This window comes from Streptomyces sp. NPDC057486, from assembly GCF_042802415.1.
GTDB classification, from domain to species: Bacteria; Actinomycetota; Actinomycetes; order Streptomycetales; family Streptomycetaceae; genus Streptomyces; species Streptomyces yanii.
The window spans coordinates 22804-42726 of the sequence record NZ_JBHVEE010000005.1 but is presented as its reverse complement, the minus strand read 5'-3'; the positions used below and the strand labels follow the sequence as shown (position 1 = coordinate 42726).

At 72.2% G+C, this 19923-nt stretch carries 16 protein-coding genes and 2 pseudogenes; 12 read left to right on the top strand and 6 right to left on the bottom strand.

Annotated features, from left to right (window positions below; genetic code table 11):
* Positions 1-13: 13 nt before the first annotated feature.
* Positions 14-2320: a hypothetical protein gene (locus ACFU6I_RS04415; RefSeq protein WP_384361622.1), complete on the bottom strand. Its 2307-nt coding sequence runs from the start codon at positions 2318-2320 to the stop codon at positions 14-16.
* Between the two features lie 302 nt (positions 2321-2622).
* Here ACFU6I_RS04415 and ACFU6I_RS04410 point away from each other — a divergent pair, with 302 nt between their 5' ends.
* The 5 genes from ACFU6I_RS04410 to ACFU6I_RS04390 all read left to right on the top strand — a co-directional run bounded on the left by ACFU6I_RS04410 (position 2623) and on the right by ACFU6I_RS04390 (position 8423).
* Positions 2623-3465: a DeoR/GlpR family DNA-binding transcription regulator gene (locus ACFU6I_RS04410; RefSeq protein ID WP_345510738.1), complete on the top strand. Its 843-nt coding sequence runs from the start codon at positions 2623-2625 to the stop codon at positions 3463-3465.
* Positions 3466-3541: 76 nt separating this feature from the next.
* Positions 3542-3988: an SRPBCC family protein gene (locus tag ACFU6I_RS04405; protein WP_384361371.1), complete on the top strand. Its 447-nt coding sequence runs from the start codon at positions 3542-3544 to the stop codon at positions 3986-3988.
* A 188-nt stretch (positions 3989-4176) separates the two neighbouring features.
* Positions 4177-6198: a hypothetical protein gene (locus ACFU6I_RS04400; RefSeq protein ID WP_384361368.1), complete on the top strand. Its 2022-nt coding sequence runs from the start codon at positions 4177-4179 to the stop codon at positions 6196-6198.
* A 174-nt stretch (positions 6199-6372) separates the two neighbouring features.
* Positions 6373-7860 (top strand): SDR family oxidoreductase, encoded by a 1488-nt coding sequence (locus ACFU6I_RS04395; protein ID WP_384361619.1) that lies wholly within the window; start codon positions 6373-6375, stop codon positions 7858-7860.
* Positions 7861-7943: 83 nt separating this feature from the next.
* Complete coding sequence (locus ACFU6I_RS04390) at positions 7944-8423, top strand: SRPBCC family protein (protein WP_384361365.1); 480 nt, start codon at positions 7944-7946, stop codon at positions 8421-8423.
* A 79-nt stretch (positions 8424-8502) separates the two neighbouring features.
* On the opposite strand, the gene ACFU6I_RS04385 is transcribed toward ACFU6I_RS04390, so the two are convergent.
* Complete coding sequence (locus ACFU6I_RS04385) at positions 8503-9636, bottom strand: PLP-dependent cysteine synthase family protein (RefSeq protein ID WP_384361362.1); 1134 nt, start codon at positions 9634-9636, stop codon at positions 8503-8505.
* Positions 9637-9881: 245 nt separating this feature from the next.
* Between ACFU6I_RS04385 and ACFU6I_RS04380 the strand changes: the two genes are divergently transcribed.
* Both ACFU6I_RS04380 and ACFU6I_RS04375 read left to right on the top strand, forming a co-directional pair.
* Positions 9882-10226: a hypothetical protein gene (locus ACFU6I_RS04380; RefSeq protein ID WP_384361359.1), complete on the top strand. Its 345-nt coding sequence runs from the start codon at positions 9882-9884 to the stop codon at positions 10224-10226.
* Positions 10227-10413: 187 nt separating this feature from the next.
* The gene (locus ACFU6I_RS04375) at positions 10414-10938 is read left to right on the top strand and encodes an ATP-binding protein (protein WP_384361356.1); all 525 of its coding nucleotides are present in this window, start codon (positions 10414-10416) and stop codon (positions 10936-10938) included.
* A 78-nt stretch (positions 10939-11016) separates the two neighbouring features.
* Here ACFU6I_RS04375 and ACFU6I_RS04370 read toward each other — a convergent pair whose 3' ends face one another.
* The 3 genes from ACFU6I_RS04370 to ACFU6I_RS04360 are packed head-to-tail and all read right to left on the bottom strand — an operon-like array spanning position 11017 to position 14659.
* The gene (locus tag ACFU6I_RS04370; RefSeq protein ID WP_384361353.1) at positions 11017-13587 is read right to left on the bottom strand and encodes an ABC transporter permease; all 2571 of its coding nucleotides are present in this window, start codon (positions 13585-13587) and stop codon (positions 11017-11019) included.
* Positions 13584-14360, bottom strand: coding sequence for an ABC transporter ATP-binding protein (locus ACFU6I_RS04365; protein WP_384361350.1), 777 nt, complete (start codon positions 14358-14360; stop codon positions 13584-13586). The genes ACFU6I_RS04370 and ACFU6I_RS04365 overlap by 4 nt, the downstream gene beginning before the upstream one ends.
* Positions 14357-14659, bottom strand: a complete 303-nt coding sequence (locus tag ACFU6I_RS04360; protein WP_384361347.1) for an SHOCT domain-containing protein — start codon at positions 14657-14659, stop codon at positions 14357-14359. The genes ACFU6I_RS04365 and ACFU6I_RS04360 overlap by 4 nt, the downstream gene beginning before the upstream one ends.
* Before the next feature lie 203 nt (positions 14660-14862).
* On the opposite strand from ACFU6I_RS04360, the pseudogene ACFU6I_RS04355 reads away from it, so the two are divergent.
* Both ACFU6I_RS04355 and ACFU6I_RS04350 read left to right on the top strand, forming a co-directional pair.
* Positions 14863-15413, top strand: a pseudogene (locus ACFU6I_RS04355) (TetR/AcrR family transcriptional regulator); the annotation flags it as partial.
* Positions 15414-15585: 172 nt separating this feature from the next.
* A pseudogene (locus tag ACFU6I_RS04350) lies at positions 15586-15983 on the top strand (RidA family protein); the annotation flags it as partial.
* A 39-nt stretch (positions 15984-16022) separates the two neighbouring features.
* Here the strand turns inward: ACFU6I_RS04350 and ACFU6I_RS04345 are convergent.
* Positions 16023-17237: an ROK family protein gene (locus ACFU6I_RS04345; protein ID WP_384361344.1), complete on the bottom strand. Its 1215-nt coding sequence runs from the start codon at positions 17235-17237 to the stop codon at positions 16023-16025.
* Positions 17238-17402: 165 nt separating this feature from the next.
* Between ACFU6I_RS04345 and ACFU6I_RS04340 the strand changes: the two genes are divergently transcribed.
* The 3 genes from ACFU6I_RS04340 (at position 17403) to ACFU6I_RS04330 (ending at position 19899) form a co-directional block, all read left to right on the top strand.
* A complete protein-coding gene (locus tag ACFU6I_RS04340) occupies positions 17403-18620 on the top strand; it encodes an MFS transporter (protein ID WP_384361341.1) in 1218 nt (405 codons plus the stop codon).
* A gap of 109 nt (positions 18621-18729) precedes the next feature.
* Complete coding sequence (locus tag ACFU6I_RS04335) at positions 18730-19098, top strand: SCO4225 family membrane protein (RefSeq protein WP_384361338.1); 369 nt, start codon at positions 18730-18732, stop codon at positions 19096-19098.
* A 30-nt stretch (positions 19099-19128) separates the two neighbouring features.
* Positions 19129-19899: a maleylpyruvate isomerase family mycothiol-dependent enzyme gene (locus tag ACFU6I_RS04330; protein WP_384361335.1), complete on the top strand. Its 771-nt coding sequence runs from the start codon at positions 19129-19131 to the stop codon at positions 19897-19899.
* The last annotated feature ends 24 nt before the right edge of the window (positions 19900-19923 follow it).

Below are 19923 nucleotides of genomic sequence, written 5' to 3'. Positions count from 1 at the left end.
GATCGCCACCCGATCAGAGGTCACCCGACAGGCTCCGGGTCTCCCCGGAGCCCCCGTCGGTCTGGCGGGGCAGCACCGGCTCGAGCCGGACGAGCAGCGCCGCCCGTTCCTCGGCGAAGACCGGGTCGGCCTGGTAGTCCGAGTGGCCCAGCACCGGTTCGGGCAGCGGGTGCTCCGGCGTGCGCCCGTAGACCAGCGGGTCCCGCAGAGGCCCCCGGTCCACCTCGGGCCCGGCACCCACGTCGAGCCGGACCTGCCCACCGATCGGGTCGGTGGCCCGCCACAGGTTGCGCCAGCAGTGCACGGACCGGTGCAGTCCATCCAGCGGTCCTGGACCGAAGTAGGCCGGGAACCAGCGCCCGTACAGCCGCTCGATCGGCGAACCGTAGGTGAGCAGCGCAACCCGCTTCCGGGCCTCGGCGGGCAGCTGCCAGACGGCGGACGCCGCGAGGACGCTCCCCTGGGAGTGCCCGGAGATGACGAGCCTGCCGCGGGTGCGGCCGGTCCAGCCGGACATCCGGGAGGCCAGGTCGGGGACGGCGCGCTCGGCGTAGCAGGGGGGCGCGAAGGGGTGGGCTGCGCGCGGCCAGAACGTGCCGACGTCCCAGAGGATGCCGATGGTGCGCCGGGTGGAGGCGTCCCGGTAGGCACGTCGGCCACAGGTCACAAAGACGATGGACCCGAAGCCGATCATCCAGGAGCCGGTCGACTGGGCGGCTTCCGCGACCGACTCGATGAACGGGCCGGCACCGTCCAGGGCCAGCCCCGGCACCTCCCCGCTCACCCACGCCCCGGCGACCGCCCCCGCGCCGAGCAGCAGGGTGGCGCCGGATACCAGTCCGAGGAGCCAGGGCGCGGAGTCGGTGAGCCCGGCCAGGGCCCGGGTCCTGGCGATCTGCCGGGTGCGGGCGGCGTCCGGCCGCTTCTCCCCGTACTCCTTGTCGACCTCGGGTTCCATGGCGCGGGCGGCGCGCCAGGTGCGTACGCCCAGCACGACGGCGGGAATCAGCAGCAGGGCCAGGAGTACCGGGATGACCGAGGCCTGCCAGCTCAGCAGGACCGGCGGCCCGTCGATGAGGGAGCTCCGGCCCATGCCGGGAGTGCCCGGTCCGTCGAGCCAGTCGGCAACGCGCTGGGCCACCCCGCCGGTCATGACGCCGCCGAGAGCACAGGCGAGCATCGCGACCGCGGGGCCGCCGAGTCCGTACATGACCGTACGGGGCTCGGGCGTCCTGCGGTACAGGCCGAGCGCGACTGCCGCGAGGGCCACCACGAGCATGCCCTGGCCGACGGTGAGGACACGGAAGGTGATGTCACCGGGGAGCGTGCCGGCGGAGGCCCAGTCGGGACGGGACCAGGCCGCGTACACCGTCGTGACGACGAGCAGGGTGAGGGCGGTGCCGGGCAGCCAGCTGATGACGGCGCCGTCGAGCCGGTTGTCGAGCCGCCGCTCGCTGCGACCACGGCGGCAGACCACCCAGAGCACGACGAGCGTGCCCAGCACGAGCATCGCCTCGATCAGCCGCCCCAGGAACTCGGGTACGGGACCGGTGACGGCGCGGTCGTGACGGGCCGCGGCGCCCGCGACGGAGGCCGCCACGGTCAGGAACCCGGCGGCGGTGTGCGCGGCCCGCAACCGGGCGACGAGCCGTCGGCCGTACCAGAAGCCGGGGCGGCCGAGGGCGGGTCGGACGACGGGCGTTTCGGCGGCAGGGCCCTCGGTCGTGGGGGTGGCCTCGGTCCCGTCGTCGAGGACGTCGTCATCCGGTTCCGCGCCGCCGAGCGGGCGCTGCGACTCGTAGGCGCTCCAGGTGCGGTTGGACAGGAACCAGAGCAGTCCCACCAGCAGGGTGGGCACCAGAGCCGCCAGCGCGAGCCGCCGACCCGGCTGCGACCACCAGCCGTCCTGCGCCGTCGACAGGAAGCCGAGCCAGGACCGTTGGTTCGAGCACTCCGGTACACCCGCGCACTGCCAGGCCACCAGATCCAGGGCGACCTCGCACGCCGCGGCCGTCAGCAGGACGGTCAGGCTGAGGGCGACGAGGCGCACGAGAACGCCGTACAGCCGGACCGCGCGGGTGCGGCCCTTGGCTGTGGGCCGCATCCAGTGGGCCAGGTTGACGACCATGAACGGGAGCAGCAGCAGCCACAGCGCGCGCGAGCCGTTGCCGGAGGTGAGATTGGACCAGCAGTACGCCTCCTCGATGGGCCGGTCCCGGTACCGCTCCGGATGCCGCTCGGCGTCGATGTCCCCCGAGCGCCGGAATACGGCGGCTGTCGCATCACCGGTGACCCGGGCGACGCGCGGATCCCGGAGCATCGACTGGGGGGTGGCTCCGCCGACGCCATGGACCAGGAGTTCCAGCGCGGCCTCCGTGCTGTGCGGGGCCTCGGTGACAGGGGGCACGTGGATGACTCGCTCTCTTGCTGTCGCGGCGTTCCGGCCCGCGTACTGATGCGTAGTCACCAGAATCCCGGAACCTCGGCCGAGCCGGTACCCGGATCACCGAATCTCCCCAGTGCGGCGCCGAACGGAGCTGCGTGGCAGGATGAGCCCGTCCGACAGACTGTTGAACCGACAGGCTGCTGTACGGACACCAGAGGGAAGGACCGGACCCGGCGTTGAGCGAGAATCAGAATCTCCTCGCGGAGCAGCGGCGTGCACTGATCCTCGACGAGGTGCGCCGGCGTGGCGGGGTCAGGGTCAACGAGCTGACCCGCAAGCTGAGCGTCTCCGACATGACCGTGCGCCGGGACCTGGACGCGCTGGCCCGTCAGGGTGTCATCGAGAAGGTGCACGGCGGCGCTGTGCCGGTCGTCGAGGCGAGTACGCACGAGCCCGGTTTCGAGGCCAAGTCGACGCTGGAGCTGACCGCCAAGGAGGACATCGCGCGGGCCGCCGCGGCGATGGCCGTTCCCGGCAGTGCGATCGCGCTCTCCGGTGGTACGACGACGTATGCGCTGGCCCAGCACCTGCTGGACGTACCGGAGTTGACGGTGGTGACGAACTCGGTGCGGGTCGCCGATGTGTTCCATGCCGCGCAGCGGTCGACGGCGACGGGCGGCCCGCGGGCCGGGGCCGCCACGGTGGTGCTCACCGGTGGGGTGCGGACTCCGTCCGACTCTCTGGTCGGCCCGGTCGCCGATCAGGCGATCGCTTCGCTCCACTTCGATGTGCTGTTCCTCGGGGTGCACGGGATCTCGGTCGAGGCCGGGCTCTCGACACCGAATCTGGCGGAGGCCGAGACCAATCGGCGCTTCGTGCAGTCGGCACGGCGGGTGGTGGTGGTCGCCGATCACACCAAGTGGGGCACGGTGGGCCTGAGTTCGTTCGCGACGCTGGAGCAGGTGGACACCTTCATCACGGATTCCGGTCTGTCCGCGGGCGCCCGCGAGGAGATCGAGGAACATCTGCCGGGCCTGGTGGTGGCGGGCCAGACCGCGGCCGACCTCTCCGAGAGCTGAGGGAACGGGGATCCCGAGGGCGAGCCAGAGGTTCCGCTCGGCTCGCGCCGTGGCCGGGACGTCCTAGGATCCTGCTGTGGCCGTATTCCGGATCGAGCGATTCACCCCCCTCCCCGCCGCCGAGTCCTGGCGCCGGGTGACCGACTGGGAACGGCACTGCGCACACGTCCCGCTGACCCGGATCACCGTCCCGACCGGGCTGCCCACCAGGATCGGGACCGTCTTCGTGGCCCGCACGGGTGTGGGCCCGCTGGCGTTCGACGATCCGATGGAAGTGGTGCGCTGGATGCCGCCGGTGACCGGGCGGGCCGGGCTCTGCCGACTGGAGAAGCGCGGTTCGGTGGTGCTGGGCCGGGCGTCGATCGATGTGTATCCGACGGATTCCGGGTCCCATGTCGTGTGGGTGGAGGAACTCCGAATCCGGCTGCTGCCGCAATGGGGCGATCCGCTGATCGCGGGAACGGGCCGCCGGCTGTTCGGCCGGGTGCTGGACGGTCTGCTCGACGGCACGGTGCGGCCGTAACGACCTGAGCCACTCTCCGTCGTGCACCGGGCCCCAACTCCCGTGGTGCGCGGTCGCCGCCCCGGCGGTGCAGCCGACGCGGCTGCCGGGCACCGTGCCTCCGGACCTGCGCCCGATGTGACCGTCACACGATCGATTCGTTTGTCGGTACGACGGTTATCGCCAACGGCTCGGAAGGCACCGATCCCATGCCGATCCACCCATCCCGGCATCGCTCCACCCGCAGCAGCGAACGCCCCGGCGTCCAGCAGGCCGAAGCCGCGCTCGTGGAACACTACCCACGTCTCGTCCGGCTCGCCTACCTCGTTCTGCCGCCGTCGCTCGGTCGGCACCGACGGGTCCTCGCCGCCCATGCGGCCGTCCAGCGCGCCCTGCCCACCCGGCGCACCGCCACCGCGGGACCTCCCGAACCGCTCCGGACCCGGGTCCCGGCACAGGGGCGGGGCGTACCGTCCCCGAGGCATCTCGCCGCGGCGCACGTCGCTTCCTCCGCATACGCCTGGGTGCGGCTGCGGGTGCTGCGTGCCGCGCTGGCGTACGGGCGGCGGCCCCGCTGGTGGCCCGCGCGGATCCCGGCGCCGGCTTCGCTGCGCCCCGCGCTCCCCTTCGTCCGGGGGCTGCGCCTCTTCCCGCGCGCCGGTGGCGCGGAGGAACTGGCCCTGGACCGGACACTGTCCACGGTGTCCGCCACCGTGCGGGCGGCGTTCGCGCTGCGGCTGCTGGAGGAGCTGACCGATCTCGAGGCGACGGTGCTGCTCGCCCGGGCGGGGGCGAGCGATGCGGTGGGCGCGGTACGTGCGGCCGGACGACTGGGGTCCGCCGACCGGCCGCGGACCGAATCGTTGCTGCGCTCCGCCGAGTTCGACCCGTGCACGCTCCAGACCCGCCCCAGCGATCTGTTGCGGCGCAGGCAACGGCTGCGGGCGGTGGCCTCCGCCGCCGCGCTGTGCGTGATGGCGGGCGGTCTGGTCGTCCTGGCCGCGGAGAACGGTCCGGGCGGCCCGCAGGACGGTCCCGCGCGGGCTGGGTCCGCCGCCGTCGATCCGGCGGCGCTGCTGCGTACGGCTGCCACGGAATGGGCGGACACCTCGCGCGTCGACTTCACCGCGTGGCCGGCCCGCGGGGACCGTACCCGGGACCGGGATCTGCTCGGCCGGGCGCTGCGTACCTGGGGGCACACGCCGCGCACCGTCCACGTCTCCACGTCGCCCGGGACGCTCTCCGTACCGCCCGCCGAGCCGCCCCGGCTGCTGTACGCGGGCGAGGTGGACGGTGCGGCCGTGGTGCTGTTCCACGACGGCGGCGTACGCGTGGTGCGTTACGCGGAGCCGCTGACCGGAGCCGGGGCGACCGCGCTCGACTTCGCCCGGACCGACGACGCGGACGTGACGACGGGGGCAGCCGTCGTGGTCAGTCGCAGGGGGGACGGGGCCCGGTTCCTCCTCGCCCCGTGGGTCTCGGAGACCACCACGCGCGATCTGCTGGCGCCGAACGCTCCGGCGCGGTCGCTGACGGTGGGCCGCGACGGTGTCACCGCACCGGTATCGAGCCCCTCGCCGGGCGGCAGTTGTGGCTCCTGGCCGGTGATGCAGCTGCGCTCCTCGGAGCGCATCGCCGAGAACCACGCCTTCCTCCTCACCGATCTGGGCGATCTCGCTCCGGTCCATCTCACGTACACACCGCTGCCCGGCAAAGGGGCACCGCCGCGCGGGCCGCGCGAGGCGACGGGTGGTCCGGCCCTGCTGAGCTGGGCACGTACGGTGTGCTCGCTGCGGGCACTGCGGGGCAGCGGGGTCCGTGCCGTCAACAATTGGGCCTTTGCCCGGCAGCCTCTGCCGGAGGGCGGGACACCCGCGGACTGGGTGTGCACCCGGGCCGACACCTGGCAGGGGCCCGGCCGGGTGCTGGTCCAGTTCCTGCAGCCCGCCGCGTCGCTCAACGCCCCTGGAGCGGTGGTGGCCGACCGGCCCGATACGGCGCTGTGCAGCCGGTTCGGGCAGCACGTTCTGGCGGGCACGCACTGGAGAGCGCCGTCCGGCCGGTGGTACGTGCTGGCGGCGGGCAGCCGGGCCGTGACCCGGATCGAGGTGACGGGCACCGTGCGCGGGTCGGCGGACGGTACGACGCTGGCGGTACCGGCACCGCAGGACGCGCAGCTGGAGCTGAAGGCCCGGCTGCGCGAGGGCGGGACGCTGTCCGTGGTGCGCTGAGAACAGCGGAACGGGGAGGGGAGGGCCGGGAGAAGCCGTTCGGCGTCTTCCGCCGGGTCGGTGCGGCGGTCCGGTGCGAGACTCGGCCGCGTGACCGAATTCTCCGGCTCCGCGCCCTACGCCGACTCCGACCACGGCTCCGGCTCTCCCGGTGGTACGCAGCTGCGCTGTCTGGTGACCGGGGCCACCGGCTACATCGGCGGCAGGCTGGTGCCCGCGCTGCTCGAAGCCGGCCACCGGGTCCGCTGTCTGGCCCGCACCCCGCGCAAACTGCGCGACTACCCGTGGGCGGACCGGGTCGAGGTGGTGCAGGGCGATGTCGCCGATGCCGCATCGGTGCGGGCGGCGCTGACGGACATGGACGTGGCGTACTACCTGGTCCATGCCCTCGGATCCGGGCGTGGCTTCGAGCAGACGGACCGCCGGTCGGCCCGGATCTTCGGCGAGCAGGCCCGGACGGCCGGGCTCCGCCGGATCGTCTACCTCGGCGGCCTCACCCCGGCCGGGGTGCCGGATCGCGAACTGTCACCGCATCTGCGCTCACGGGCCGAGGTCGGGCGGATCCTGCTGGACTCCGGGGTGCCGACGGCAGTGCTGCGGGCCGCCGTCGTCATCGGGTCGGGTTCGGCGTCCTTCGAGATCCTGCGCCATCTGACGGAGCGGCTCCCGGTGATGGTCACGCCGAGCTGGGTGCGTACCTCGATCCAGCCGGTGGCGGTACGGGACGTGGTGCGGTACCTCGTCGGCTCCGCCTCGCTCCCGGCGGACGTGAACCGCACCTTCGACATCGGCGGCCCGGACGTGATGACCTACCGCGACATGATGCAGCGGTACGCGCGGGTCGCCGGGCTGCCGCACCGGGTGATCCTTCCCGTCCCCGTCCTCACACCGGGGCTGTCCAGCCGCTGGATCGGTCTGGTCACGCCCGTACCGCGGTCCATCGCCCGTCCGCTGGCGGAGTCGCTGCGCAACGAGGTCGTCTGCCGCGAGCGGGACATCACCCGTTACGTGCCCGATCCCCCGGGTGGCCCGATCGACTTCGACCAGGCCCTGCGGCTGGCACTGCAACGGATCAAGGACGCCAGGGTGGACACCCGGTGGTCGTCCGCCGCGGTACCCGGTGCGCCCAGCGATCCGCTGCCGACCGACCCCGACTGGTCGGGCGGCAGCCTCTACCGCGACGAGCGCGAGCTGACCGTACCCGTGGCGCCGGATGCGCTCTGGCGGGTGATCGAGGGCATCGGCGGGGAGAACGGCTGGTACTCGTTCCCGCTCGCCTGGGCGGTACGGGGGTGGCTCGACCGGTTCGTCGGAGGCGTGGGGCTGCGGCGCGGACGACGGGACGCACAACGGCTGCGGGTGGGCGACTCGCTGGACTTCTGGCGGGTGGAGGAGATCGTTCCGGGTCGGTTGCTACGGCTGCGTGCGGAGATGCGGCTGCCCGGTCCCGCGTGGCTGGAGCTGTCGGTCGGCCGGGACGAGGAGGGGCGGACCGTGTACGGACAGCGGGCCCTGTTCCATCCCCGCGGGCTGCTCGGCCACGCCTACTGGTGGAGTGTGTGGCCGTTCCATTCGGTGGTCTTCGGCGGCATGGCACGTAACATCACGGCGGCAGCCCGGGCAGCACCGCAGCGGATCACGCCCCGACGTCCGCACAACTGAAGACATCTGACGATGCGACAGATATGGTACCGGTCACCGCGGACCGGGTGCGTCCGACGCCGATCGCACGGGAGGTGCGCCCCATGGCACGTCGGCTCCGCTCCGTGGACCTCGGCTTCGTCCGGACCGCCCCGCTACGGCTGGTCTTCGCCGCCGAGGCGTCAGCGGCTCCCGCGGTGGTGTACCGGGCGCTCGCCGAGGAAGTCGACGGCTGGCCCGGCTGGTTCACCGCGGTGACGGCCGCCCGGTCCACCGGGTCGGGCGCGGGCCGTGAGATCCGGCTCAGGGGCGGCACGGTGTTCCACGAGACGATCGTCGCGAAGGAGCCCGGCGAGCGGTACGCGTACCGGGTCGACGAGACCAACGCACCCGCCCTGCAGGCCCTGTTGGAGGAGTGGCAGCTCACCCCCACGGCGACCGGGACGCGCGTGCAGTGGACCTTCGCCGCCGACGGCCCCGCGGCGTTCCGGTTCGTCCTGCGACTGGGCCGACCGGCACTGGGCCGGGCGTTCAGGGACGCGGTGCACAATCTCGACGAGCGGCTGGCCGCAGCCTCCGCCTGAGAGCGGGGCGGTCACTCCCCCACGTCGCCGTCGACGGCCTCGTGTACCAGGTCGGCCTGCCCGTGGTGATGTCCGGGCCTCAGCAGGGCCAGTTACCGGTGGCCAGGAAGCGTCGGATCGTCGCGGCGTACGGGGCGATGTCCAGACCCTGTTCCGCGAGCCAGTCGTCGGAGTAGTACTTGTCGAGGTAGCGGTCTCCCGGGTCGCAGAGCAGGGTGACGATGCTGCCGGTGCGGCCCTGGTCCACCATTTCGGCGACGATTTTGAACGCGCTCCACAGCCCGGTGCCGGTGGAGCCACCCGCCTTCCGGCCGATGGCCTGTTCCAGGGCGCGCACAGCGGCGACGCTGGCCGCGTCCGGCACCTTCATCATCCGGTCGATGGCGCCGGGCACGAAGCTCGGTTCCATCCGGGGCCGGCCGATCCCCTCGATGCGTGAACCGCAGTCGCTGGTGGCGAGGGCATTGTGGTCGGTCCAGCCGTCGAAGAAACAGGAGTTCTCCGGGTCGGGCACACAGATCCGGGTGTCGTACTGCATGTAGTGCACATAGCGGGCGATGGTCGCAGAGGTGCCGCCCGTCCCGGCGGTGGCGACGATCCAGGTGGGCTCCGGATAGCGCTCCAGCCGCAGCTGCTGGTAGATCGACTCGGCGATGTTGTTGTTGCCGCGCCAGTCGGTGGCCCGCTCGGCGTAGGTGAACTGGTCCATGTAGTGGCCCCCGGAGTCGGCGGCGAGCCTGGCGGACTCCTCGTACAGCTTCTGGGCGTCGTCGACGAAGTGGCACTGGCCGCCGTGGAATTCGATCAGCCGGCACTTCTCGGGGCTGGTGGTGCGGGGCATCACCGCGATGAACGGCACCCCGATCAGCTTCGCGAAGTACGCCTCCGAGACGGCCGTCGAACCGCTGGACGCCTCGATCACCGGCCTGCCCGGCCGGATCCAGCCGTTGCAGAGCCCGTAGAGGAAGAGCGAGCGGGCCAGCCGGTGCTTGAGGCTGCCCGTGGGGTGCGTCGACTCGTCCTTGAGGTAGAGATCGATCCCCCAGGCCTCGGGCAGCGGGAAGCGCAGCAGATGCGTGTCGGCGGAGCGGTTGGCGTCGGCCTGGACCTTGCGGACGGCCTCCTTCAGCCAGGCCCTGTAGTCATGGTCGGTGCGGTCGATGTCGACGGTTGCCGTGACATCGCCGTCGGGCCTGCGCTCAATGGTGTTCATCAGCACGCTCCTGCTCGTCGTGACCGGACTTGCGGGCCACCGGCCCCCACATCCCACGATAGGCCCCCCACCTGCACAAACTTTGACTTTGGGGATCCATAGCACTGCCTTGGTGAGGGGAGGCGCGGGACAACCGCGGCACGCCGTGGCGCATTCGCGACCTGCTGCCTCGCCGAGACCTGGTGCGCACGCGGCCGTGTGGGCAGACTGACCGCCAGAAGCGTAACGAAGGGGGCGAACCAGTCATGAAGGAACCGGAGTTCAGCGCGACAGGGGTACGGATCGAGCGGTGGGCCCGGTCACTCACCAGGGCCGGCCAAGTGATCGTCAAGGACGGCCGGGTGGCCCTGCTGACCAGCTACGGGCGGGAGATCGACAGCGCCCCGGCGGGGGCGGTGCGTGCGCGCAGGCCATGGTTCGCCGGAGTCGACTCGACGGTGGCGCGGGTCAACGGGACGTGGTACCGGCTGACCATGGGGCAGCGCGACCGCGGGCCGGCCCGCGCGGGGGCGTCGCGGCGTTTCCTGGAGGCGCTGCGCAGCGCGGGCGCCCGGCCGGGCGGAGAAGCGGGGCCGGCCGAGCGGGGCTGACGGTGCGCCACGACCGGGTCACCGCGAGTTGCGGAGCCCTGACCCCTGAGTGACATTGGAATCGCGTCACTCATGGTTTACCGGCGGTGACACTGTGATCCAGCCCGCCGGACCAGGAACGACAGAAGGCCACCCGCCGACTCCGTTCCGTCGTCTTCTTCCGGACCTATTTCGGGGAGTCGCAGCCGTGATCAGCGAGCCAAGCAGGCACTGCACGGTGGAGCTCCAGGCCCTGCCGTCGCGGATCGGTCAGGTCCGCAGAATCATCTCGGCGCAATTGCGCTACTGGCATCTCGACCCTCTGATCGACCAGGCAGCGCTCGGCGTCACGGAGCTTCTGACCAATGTCCACCGGCATGCACAGCCGGACAAGACGTGCACCGTCGAGATAGAGCTGCTGCTCGAACGTCTGACGGTCTCCGTCCACGACCACGACCCGCGGCTGCCGACCGTGCGCGCTGCCGATGCCTCCAGCACCTCGGGGCGCGGACTCGCGATGATCGCCGCAGTCAGCGAGAGCTGGGGTTTCCGACCGTGGGGCCGGGCCGGGAAGGTCGTCTGGTTCACGCTGCCGGCCCCGTCCCCGACGGTGACTCTGCCGCCGAACTCGTTGTACGGGGCGACGACCGACGGCCCGTTCGGCGCCGTGACCACCGCGTCTCCCCTGGAGGCCGTGGCGCACACCGACGCCCGGTCCGCCGTGGTCGGTTAGGGCCTGATTCGAAAGACGGTCCCTGGACTCAGCGAGGAGCGGGGCGCCCGTCGGCGCCCCGCTCCTCGCTGCCCGCGTTCAGTCGGCCGCGATGGCACGGAGCACGTCCAGGCGCGCCGCACGCCGAGCCGGTCGCCAACCGGCCAGCGCCCCTGCGATGATCCCCACCAGCGCGATCACCAGCAGCCGCGTGGGCGGCAGCGCGAAGGCGAACGGGGTGTCGCCCGCACCTTCGGACGCCTTCACGAGCACCCAGCCGAGGAAGCCGCCGAGCAGCAGACCGCCTGCTGTGCCGAACGCGGCGACCAGGACGGATTCCCAGCGGACCATGGTCCGCAGCTGACTCCTGGTCTGTCCGACGGCCCGCAACAGGCCCAGTTCCCTGGTGCGTTCATGGATGGCCAGGGTGAGGGTGTTGGCGATCCCGAGCAGGGCGATCAGTACGGCGAGTGCCAGCAGCGCGTAGACCAGCGTGAGCATCATGTCGATGGGGCCGGCCGAGGACCGCGCGTACTCACCGCGCGTCTGCACGTCCGGACTGCCGTACGCCGCAGCGGTCTTCTCGACCGCCGCCTTTCCGTCGGCGGTCGACACCCCGTCCTTGAACGACACGGCGATGAGCCTGTCGGAGTCCTGTGCGCGGTGCGGCGCCCAGGCCTGCCGGGTGATGACGTAGGTGCCCGCCAGTTCCGACCGGTCGTAGACCGCGCGGACGGTGAAGGTCTGCTGCTTGCCGTCGGTGAAGGTGAGCCGGGCCGTGGAGCCGGTGTGCAGACCGCGCGCGGCTGCCTCCGCGCCGGAGACGGCGATGCCGTTCGGACCCAGTGCGTTCATGGATCCGCGGACCGGGCCGAGGTCGAAGACCCTGGCGAGCGCGGCGGGGTCGGTGACGGTCAGGGCGCGTCCCGCGCCGTTGACCTCCGCGACGCCCCTGCCGAGGCCGACCGCGGTGGACACTTCCGGCAGTCGGCCGACGGCGGGCGCGAGTGCGGGGCTGAGACCGCTGCCACCGGCGCCGAACGCGGGTGCGCTGATGGCGACATCACCGGCGAAGGACCGGTCCACGGTCTGGTTCATGGTCGCCTTCAGCGAGGCGCCGAAAACGCTGAAGAGCGAGACGACCGCGACGCCGATCATCAGCGCGGTCGCGGTGGCGGCGGTCCGCTTGGGGCTGCGCAGAGCGTTGCGCCTGGCCAGTGCGCCGGTGACACCACGCAGCCGGTCGATCGGAGCGCCGAGGATCCGTACGGCGTATGTGGAGGCGGCCGGGCCGAGCACCACGAAGGCGGCGAGCGCCAGGACCGCACCGGTGGCCGACGGCCAGACCGACGGATGGGCAAAGACGCCGATCAGGACGGCGCCCAAGGCCGCGAGCAGCAGCAGGACACCGGTGACGGCTCGGGTCCCGGAGGCCGCCGAGTCGTCGACGGCGGTCTCGCGCAGGGCCGCGAGCGGTGCGGTGCGCCCCGCGTGGACGGAGGGCATGAGGGCCGAGCCGAGACAGACGAGTACGCCGACGGCAAGCGGAAGCAGCATCGAGATCCCGCTGATCACGAGCGCACCGTCGGGGAACGGGAAGCCGACGGCCGGGAAGAGCGCCTGTAGTCCGGCGGCGATCCCGATGCCCCCGGCCAGTCCGGCGGCGGAGGCGAGCACGCCGACCGCGGTCGCCTCGACGAGGGTCGAGCCCAGGATCTGACGGCGGGACGCGCCGAGGGCGCGCAGCAGGGCGTTCTCCCGGGTGCGCTGCGCGACGACGATCGCGAACGTGTTGTGGATGGAGAAGGTGGCGACCAGCAGGACGATCCCGGAGAACACCAGCAACAACGTGGTGAAGAGGCTGAGGAACGCACCGGAGATCATGCTCTGGTTCTCGGCTGCGGAGGCCTGTCCGGTGATGGCCTCCGTGCCGGCGGGCAGCACGGGCGTCAGCGCGTCGACGAGTTCCTGCTGGCTGGTGCCGGGGGCGGCGCGCACCTGGATGCTCGACGCCTCGCCGGGCTTCGGGGTCAGGTACTTCTCGGCATCGGCCAGCGTCATCCCGGTGTAGGTGACCTGGCCCATGCCGTCCTCACCGCCGAAGGTGGCCAGGCCGACGACGGTGACGCGCACCGGGTCGGGGGTGCGCAGTACGGTCGTGTCGCCGATCTTCAGCCCTCCCCTGGCGGCGGTGCCGCGGTTGACGACGACTTCGCCGGACCGGGACGGGGCACGTCCTTCGGCGAGCTTGTAAGGGTTGAGCTTCGGGTCCTGGATCCAGTTGCCGGCGACGGTGGGCGGCCCCTGGCCGCCGATGGGTTTGTCGTCGGCGCCGATCAGTTGCCCGGCGCCCTGGATGTCGGGGGCTGCGGCGGCGACGCCCGGCGTCTGCTCGATCGTCTTCACGAGAGTGGTGCTCACCGGCTGCCGGGTGCCCTGCCCTTCACCGGACACGGTCACCACATTCGTACTGCGGACGACGGCATCCGTACCACCGGCGGCGTTCGCGAACATCGTGTCGAAGCTGGCGCGCAGGGTGTCGCCCATGACGAGCGTGCCCGTGAGGAAGGCGACGCCGAGCAGGACGGCGGTGAACATGCCTGCGAAACGACGCCTGTGGGCACGGAGCGAGGAAACGCTGAGGCGCACCGAGGCGCGAGCGCCGGTCATGGCGTCACCGCCGTTGCACCCGGCGACGGGTCGAAGGCCTTGAGCCGGTCGAGCACGCGCTCCGCGGTGGGGTCCTGCATGCGGTCGACGAGGCGCCCGTCCGCGAGAAAGACGACCTCGTCCGCGTGGGCCGCGGCGACCGGGTCATGGGTGACCATGACGACCGTACGGGAGGTCCGGCGTACGGTGCGGCCGAGGAGCCGCAGCACCTCCTGTCCGGCCCGGGAGTCGAGGTTGCCCGTCGGTTCGTCGGCGAAGACGACGTCGGGGGTACCCGCGAAGGCGCGGGCCACGGCGACGCGCTGCTGCTGCCCGCCGGAGAGTTCGCTGGGCCGGTGGTGCAGCCGGTCCCGCAATCCCACGGTGTCGATGAGCGCGTCGATCCACTCCCGGTCGCTGCGCTCCCCCGCGAGGTCGATGGGGAGGGTGATGTTCTCGGCGACGGTGAGGGTCGGGATGAGGTTGAAGGCCTGGAAGACGAAGCCGATGCGCTGTCGGCGCAGCAGGGTGAGCCTGCGGTCGTCGAGCGTGCTGAGGTCCGTGTCGCCGATGAGTGCGGAGCCGGAGGTGAGCGTGTCGAGTCCTGCGGCGCAGTGCATCAGAGTGGATTTTCCGGAGCCGGAGGGTCCCATGATCGCGGTGAAGCGGCCGGCCGGGAAGTCGACGCTCACCCCGTCCAGGGCCCTGACCTCGGTGTCGCCCGCGCCGTAGACCTTCACGGCGTCGACGACGCGGGCGGCGGCGACGACGCCGCTGCGGATGGTCGTGGTCATGCCGCACCTCGCCGGCCGGCACCGCCGAACTGCTCGTCCAGGACGGAGAGCCGGCGCCAGTACTCGTCCTCGTCGATCTCGCCCGCGGCGAAGCGGCGGCCGAGCAGCGTGATGGGCGACTGTTCGCCGAGGGCGGCGGGGTCGCTGTGCGCGGCGCGCAGGCCCCAGGGACCGCGTCGGCCGCCTCGCCACACGGTACGGCGCAGGACGGTGACGACCGTGAGGGCGACGGCCGCCCAGACCAGCGGGAAGAGGAGGATCCACGGCCCGGGTCCGCCGGAATGGGCCAGGGTGTTCATCTCGGTCAGCTCCCTCGGTTCAGAGTTCTCGGTCGGCGTTCTTCCGACGTCTCCGAGCCTGGCCCCGGGAGGGGGTCCGAGTCGTCGTACGGCCAGCGGCAGCTCACGTACCCCCGCGGGAGTATGCGGCGGTCCCGCGGCTGCTCCCGTTGGCCGGCCAACATTCCCGGTCTCTGTACCTACTGGTATGTGCAGTGAGCTTCATGAGCACCTCGGATCGTCTGATCGAAGCCGCCCGGAAGCTCCTGTGGGAGCGCGGCCATGCGGGCACGAGCCCGAAGGTCATCCAGCAGCAGGCAGGCGCGGGCCAAGGCAGCATGTACCACCACTTCACGGGCAGGCCCGACCTGGCGCCGGCGGCCATCCGCCGCACGGCCGCGGCGATGCGGGCCACCGCCGACCAGGTGCTGGCGGCCGGGGATCGGCGTACGAGCGGATCCCCGCTCATCCTCTGCGCGAGCGTGACGTACTGCGCGGCTGCCCGGTCGGCCGGCTGACGACGGACCCGGATGTCATGGCCGGCGACGAGCTGCGCGCCCCGGTCGACGAGACGATCGGCCGGCTGCGCGGACGGCTCACCGGGATCGTCCAGGAGGGCCTGGACCAGGGCGAGTTCGACGGGGCGCCGGTGCCCGACGAGATCGCGGCAACCGTGGTCGCGACGGTGCAGGGCGGCCATGTGCCGGCCCGCGCCTCGCGCTCGACGGCGGCCTTCGACGCGGGCGTCAGGGGACTGCTCTCCCTGCCGGTTCCACGAACCGGCTCCGCTTCCCCTGCCTGCCCCTCTCTCACGCGCCGCTACTGCCTGAGGAGTACAACAGCCACCGCTCCAACCTCTGTGTGCGGGACATGTACCGGCTCAACCGCCTCCGGTCCCGCCACATATACGCTGGTGCCGACGCTCGTCTGCGGGTGAGGATGCCGCCATGGACAACACGCATCTCACACACATCACGGCTCCGGAGGGCGTCACCCCGGGAGTCGGGTACACCCACGTCGTCACCGGCTCCGGCCGACTCGTCGCCGTGTCCGGGCAGGTGGCACTCGACGCGAACGGCCACGTCGTGGGAGCGGGTGATGCCGCCGTGCAGGCACGGCAGGTGTTCGAGAACCTGCGTCGTTGTCTCGCGCCGCCGGTGCGTCCTTCGACGACGTCGTCAAGCTCACCTACTACGTGACCGACATCGCTCATCTGCCCGCCGTCCGCACGGTACGCGACGCGTACATCGACTCCGAACGCCTGCCCGCAAGCACCGCCGTCCAGGTCGCTGCGCTGTTCCGCCCCGAACTGCTGCTGGAGGTCGAGGCGTTCGCTCTCGTCCCCGAGGCCGCGCGGTTTCGGCGCCGGACCTCACCCGCCGGATCAGGCGAGTGCCGCCAGCGGATCGTCGAGGACGGGCTGCCAAGCCAGTTCAGCAGCGCCGACGAGGCTGTTGTGGTCGAGGGTGCACGGCAGGATCGGCACGCTGCCGCTGCGACCCCAGAGGCTGCGGTCGGCGACCACCGCGCGCAGTCGCTCCGGGTCTGCGTCGAGCAGTGCGCGGTGCAGCCCGCCGAGGATGATGCGGTCCGGGTTGAGGATGTTGACCAGGCCGGCCAGGCCGAGGCCGAGCCGGTCGATGAGCTCCTCGGCCGCGTTCCGTACCGCCGCGTCCTCGTACTCGGTGCGCAGCAGGTCGCTCGCCTGCTTGAGCAGGGATTCCTCGGGGCCCGGTTCCCGGCGGGCGGCGGTCAGGAAAGCGAGCGGGTCGGTTTCGACGTCGAGGCATCCGCGCCCGCCGCAGTGGCAGGGACGCCCTTCCGGGTTCACGGTGAGATGGCCGACCTCCAGGGCCAGACCCGAACTGCCGGTGTGCAGGCGGCCGTCCAGGACAAGTGCACCGCCGACGCCGCGGTGACCCGTGGCCACGCAGAGCAGGTGCTGGGCCCCGCGGCCTGCACCGTGCCGGTGTTCGGCGAGCGCGGCGAGGTTGACGTCGTTGCCGGTGAGCGCGGGGCCGGGGATGCCCGCTTCCCGTACGCACGTGGCGAAGATCTCGCGGACCGGAGCGCCTGCCGGCCAGGCGATGTGCAGCGGGTTGAGCGCGGTGCCCTCCGGTTCGGCCACGGCGGAGGGGACGGCGAGTCCCGCGCCGACGCAGCGCAGTCCGCTGTCGTGCAGCAACCGGGCACATGCGTCGACGACTTCGCCCACGACCTGTGCCGGGTCCGATGTGACCGTGACACAGCCCGGGGCGGTGGCGACGAGCCGCCCACCGAGCCCGACCAGCGCGGCACGGAACCCGTCGGCATGCACCTGTGCGGCGATGGCGACCGGACCGGACTCCCGGACGGCCAGCCGGTGCGAGGGGCGGCCCTGTGAGCCCGCTGCGGAACCGGGGCTCGAGTCGACGCGGATGAGGCCGAGTGCCTCCAGCTCCGCGGCGACCGCGCCGGCGGTCGCGCGGGTGACGCCGAGCTCCGAGGTGAGCACGGCGCGGGTGGGCGCGCGTCCGGTGTGGACCAGCTCCAGCGCGGGCCCGAGCGCGCTCCGGCCCCTCTCCAACTTCGTCCGGGTGGTGGTCCCCTTGCCGTTCATGGGGCCGAGTCTCCCATGATCCGGAGCCGCTGCCGACGCCCCGGTGGCCGACTTCTGCCCGCTTCGGTCACGGAGGCCGCCCTGCGCGGCCGGGTCGGATGCAGCCGCCCACTCCGGCGGGAGACCGTCTTGCGTCTGTTGTCCGTGGGACCCTATGCTGAGTTTGTGCCGCAACTAAACAAACTGCGGACGGCCCTACCGGGGGGACCGGGCGGAGACACCGCCCCACCCTCGTCAGCCCGCCTCCGTACCGCACTGACCGTGTTCTTCGCCCTCGACGGTTTCCTCTTCGCCGGCTGGGTGGTCCGCATCCCGGCGATCAAGCACCAGACCGGCGCCTCCGCCTCCACCCTCGGCCTCGCACTGCTCGGCGTCTCCGCCGGGGCGGTCATCACCATGATGCTCGCCGGGGGACTCTGCCGACGATTCGGCAGCCACCCCGTGACCGTGGTGTGCGGAGTACTCCTCTCACTCGCCATCGCCCTGCCCGCGCAGACGCATTCGGCGCTCGCGCTCGGTTCGGTGCTGCTGGTCTTCGGCGCGGCATACGGCGCGATGAACGTGGCGATCAACAGCGCAGCGGTCGATCTCGTCGCCGGCCTGCGGCGCCCCGTGATGCCCAGCTTCCACGCCGCGTTCAGCCTCGGCGGCATGCTCGGCGCCGGCCTCGGCGGACTGGTCGCCGGCGGGCTCTCCCCCGCCACCCATCTCTTCATCCTCACCGGGGTCGGACTCCTCGTCACCGCCGCCGCCGGACCGACCCTGCTGCGGCACCGGGCTCCCCGGACCGTATCCGTGGCCGACCGCGCCGAGGAGCCGCGCCGGATGACCGGGCGCACCCGCAAGGTGGTGCTGCTGTTCGGCGTGATCGCGCTCTGCACCGCGTACGGGGAAGGCGCACTGGCCGACTGGAGCGCGCTCCACCTGGAACAGGACCTGCATGCCCGCCCGGGCATCGCCGCAGCCGGATACTCCCTGTTCGCCCTGGCCATGACCGCGGGCCGGCTCACCGGCACCGCGCTGCTGGAACGACTCGGGCAGACCCGCACGCTCGTCGCGGGCGGCGCCACCGGTGCGGCCGGCATGCTCCTCGGCTCGCTCGCCCCGACGACCTGGCTCGCCCTGCTCGGCTTCGCCGTCGCCGGTCTCGGGCTGGCCAACATCTTCCCCGTCGCCGTCGGCCGGGCCGGCGAGCTGGCCGGTCCGAGCGGAGTGGCCGCCGCGTCGACGATCGGCTACGGCGGGATGCTGCTGGGGCCGCCCGCGATCGGGTTCCTGGCCGACTGGTTCTCGCTGCCCGTCGCTCTGACGACGGTGGCGGTGCTGGCGGGCGCGGCATCCGTGCTGGGCCATGCGGCTCGCCATGCGGTGACCCGCGCCTGATCGACGTACGCAGGTCTCACGTACTGATGCCCGATTGAGTAGGTGTACTCAGGCAGGTGCCGCTCCCCGGTCGCACCATGGAAGTGTCACCGTCCACAGGGAGCAGGCCATGAACAGACCGGTCATGAACAAGCAGCACCTCCGCGCCCTCGCACGACTGACCTTCGGCAACCCCGCCTCGCTGATCTACCTCGGCGTGGTTCTGGCGACAGCGGTGTTCGTCGCCGTGGACACCCTGTTCGTCCCGCACGAGGACGCGTCGTTCGCGGGTGTGTGGCTGTTCCTGCTCGCGGCGCCGACGGTGTTCGTGTTCTTCGTCGGCAGCACGCTGTGGGGAGCGGACGCCGCCGGTCCGGCCTGGTTCGTCTATCTCGCCCTCGTCGTGTCCGTCCTGGTGCAGGCGCTCGCCCTCGGTTGGTTCGTAAGGCTGGTGCGCCGTGGCGGCCGGTCCCGTTCCACCCGTCCCCAGGGCGCCTGAGCCGCTGTCACAATCTCGACCATGGAAAGCATGGAGACGACGGGAATCGCCGACCACATCAGGTCGCTCGCCGACGCGGGACACCTGCTGGCCGCCGCGGCGGAACAGACGGGGCCCGGCGCACCGGTGCCGACCTGTCCCGGCTGGCAGGTGCGCGATCTGCTCCGGCACACCGGCATGGTGCACCGCTGGGCGACCGCGTATGTCATCGAGGGCCACACCGCGTACCACCCCGACGGCGGGGAGCCCGATCTGGACGGGGGCGCGCTGCTCGACTGGTTCCGCGAGGGGCACGGCGGGCTGGTGGCCGCGTTGGCAGGCGCCCCCGCCGATCTGGAGTGCTGGACGTTTCTGCCCGCGCCGTCCCCGCTTGCGTTCTGGGCCCGACGGCAGGCGCACGAAACAACGATTCACCGGGTGGACGCCGAGTCCGCGCGCGGCGGTCCCCTGTCACCGGTGGCGGCCGGTCTTGCGCTGGACGGCATCGACGAGCTGCTGCGCGGGCTCCACGCCCGTCCGAAGAGCCGGGTGCGCACCGACGTCCCGCGTACGCTGCGGGTGCACGCCGCGGACATGGACACCGCATGGACCGTGCGCCTCTCGGCGGAGCCGCCGCAGGCCGTCCGCACCACGGGGGCAGGCAAGCCCGAAGACGGTTCCGCGGACTGCGAGTTGAACGGAACGGCCGAGGACCTCTATCTCACGCTCTGGAACCGGAAGCCGCTCACGACGGTGGCGGTATCGGGCGACCGGGGGCTCGCACGCCTGTGGTGCGAGAACTCCGGGATCACCTGGTCCTGACCGGCGTACGGGCAGCCGCGGACC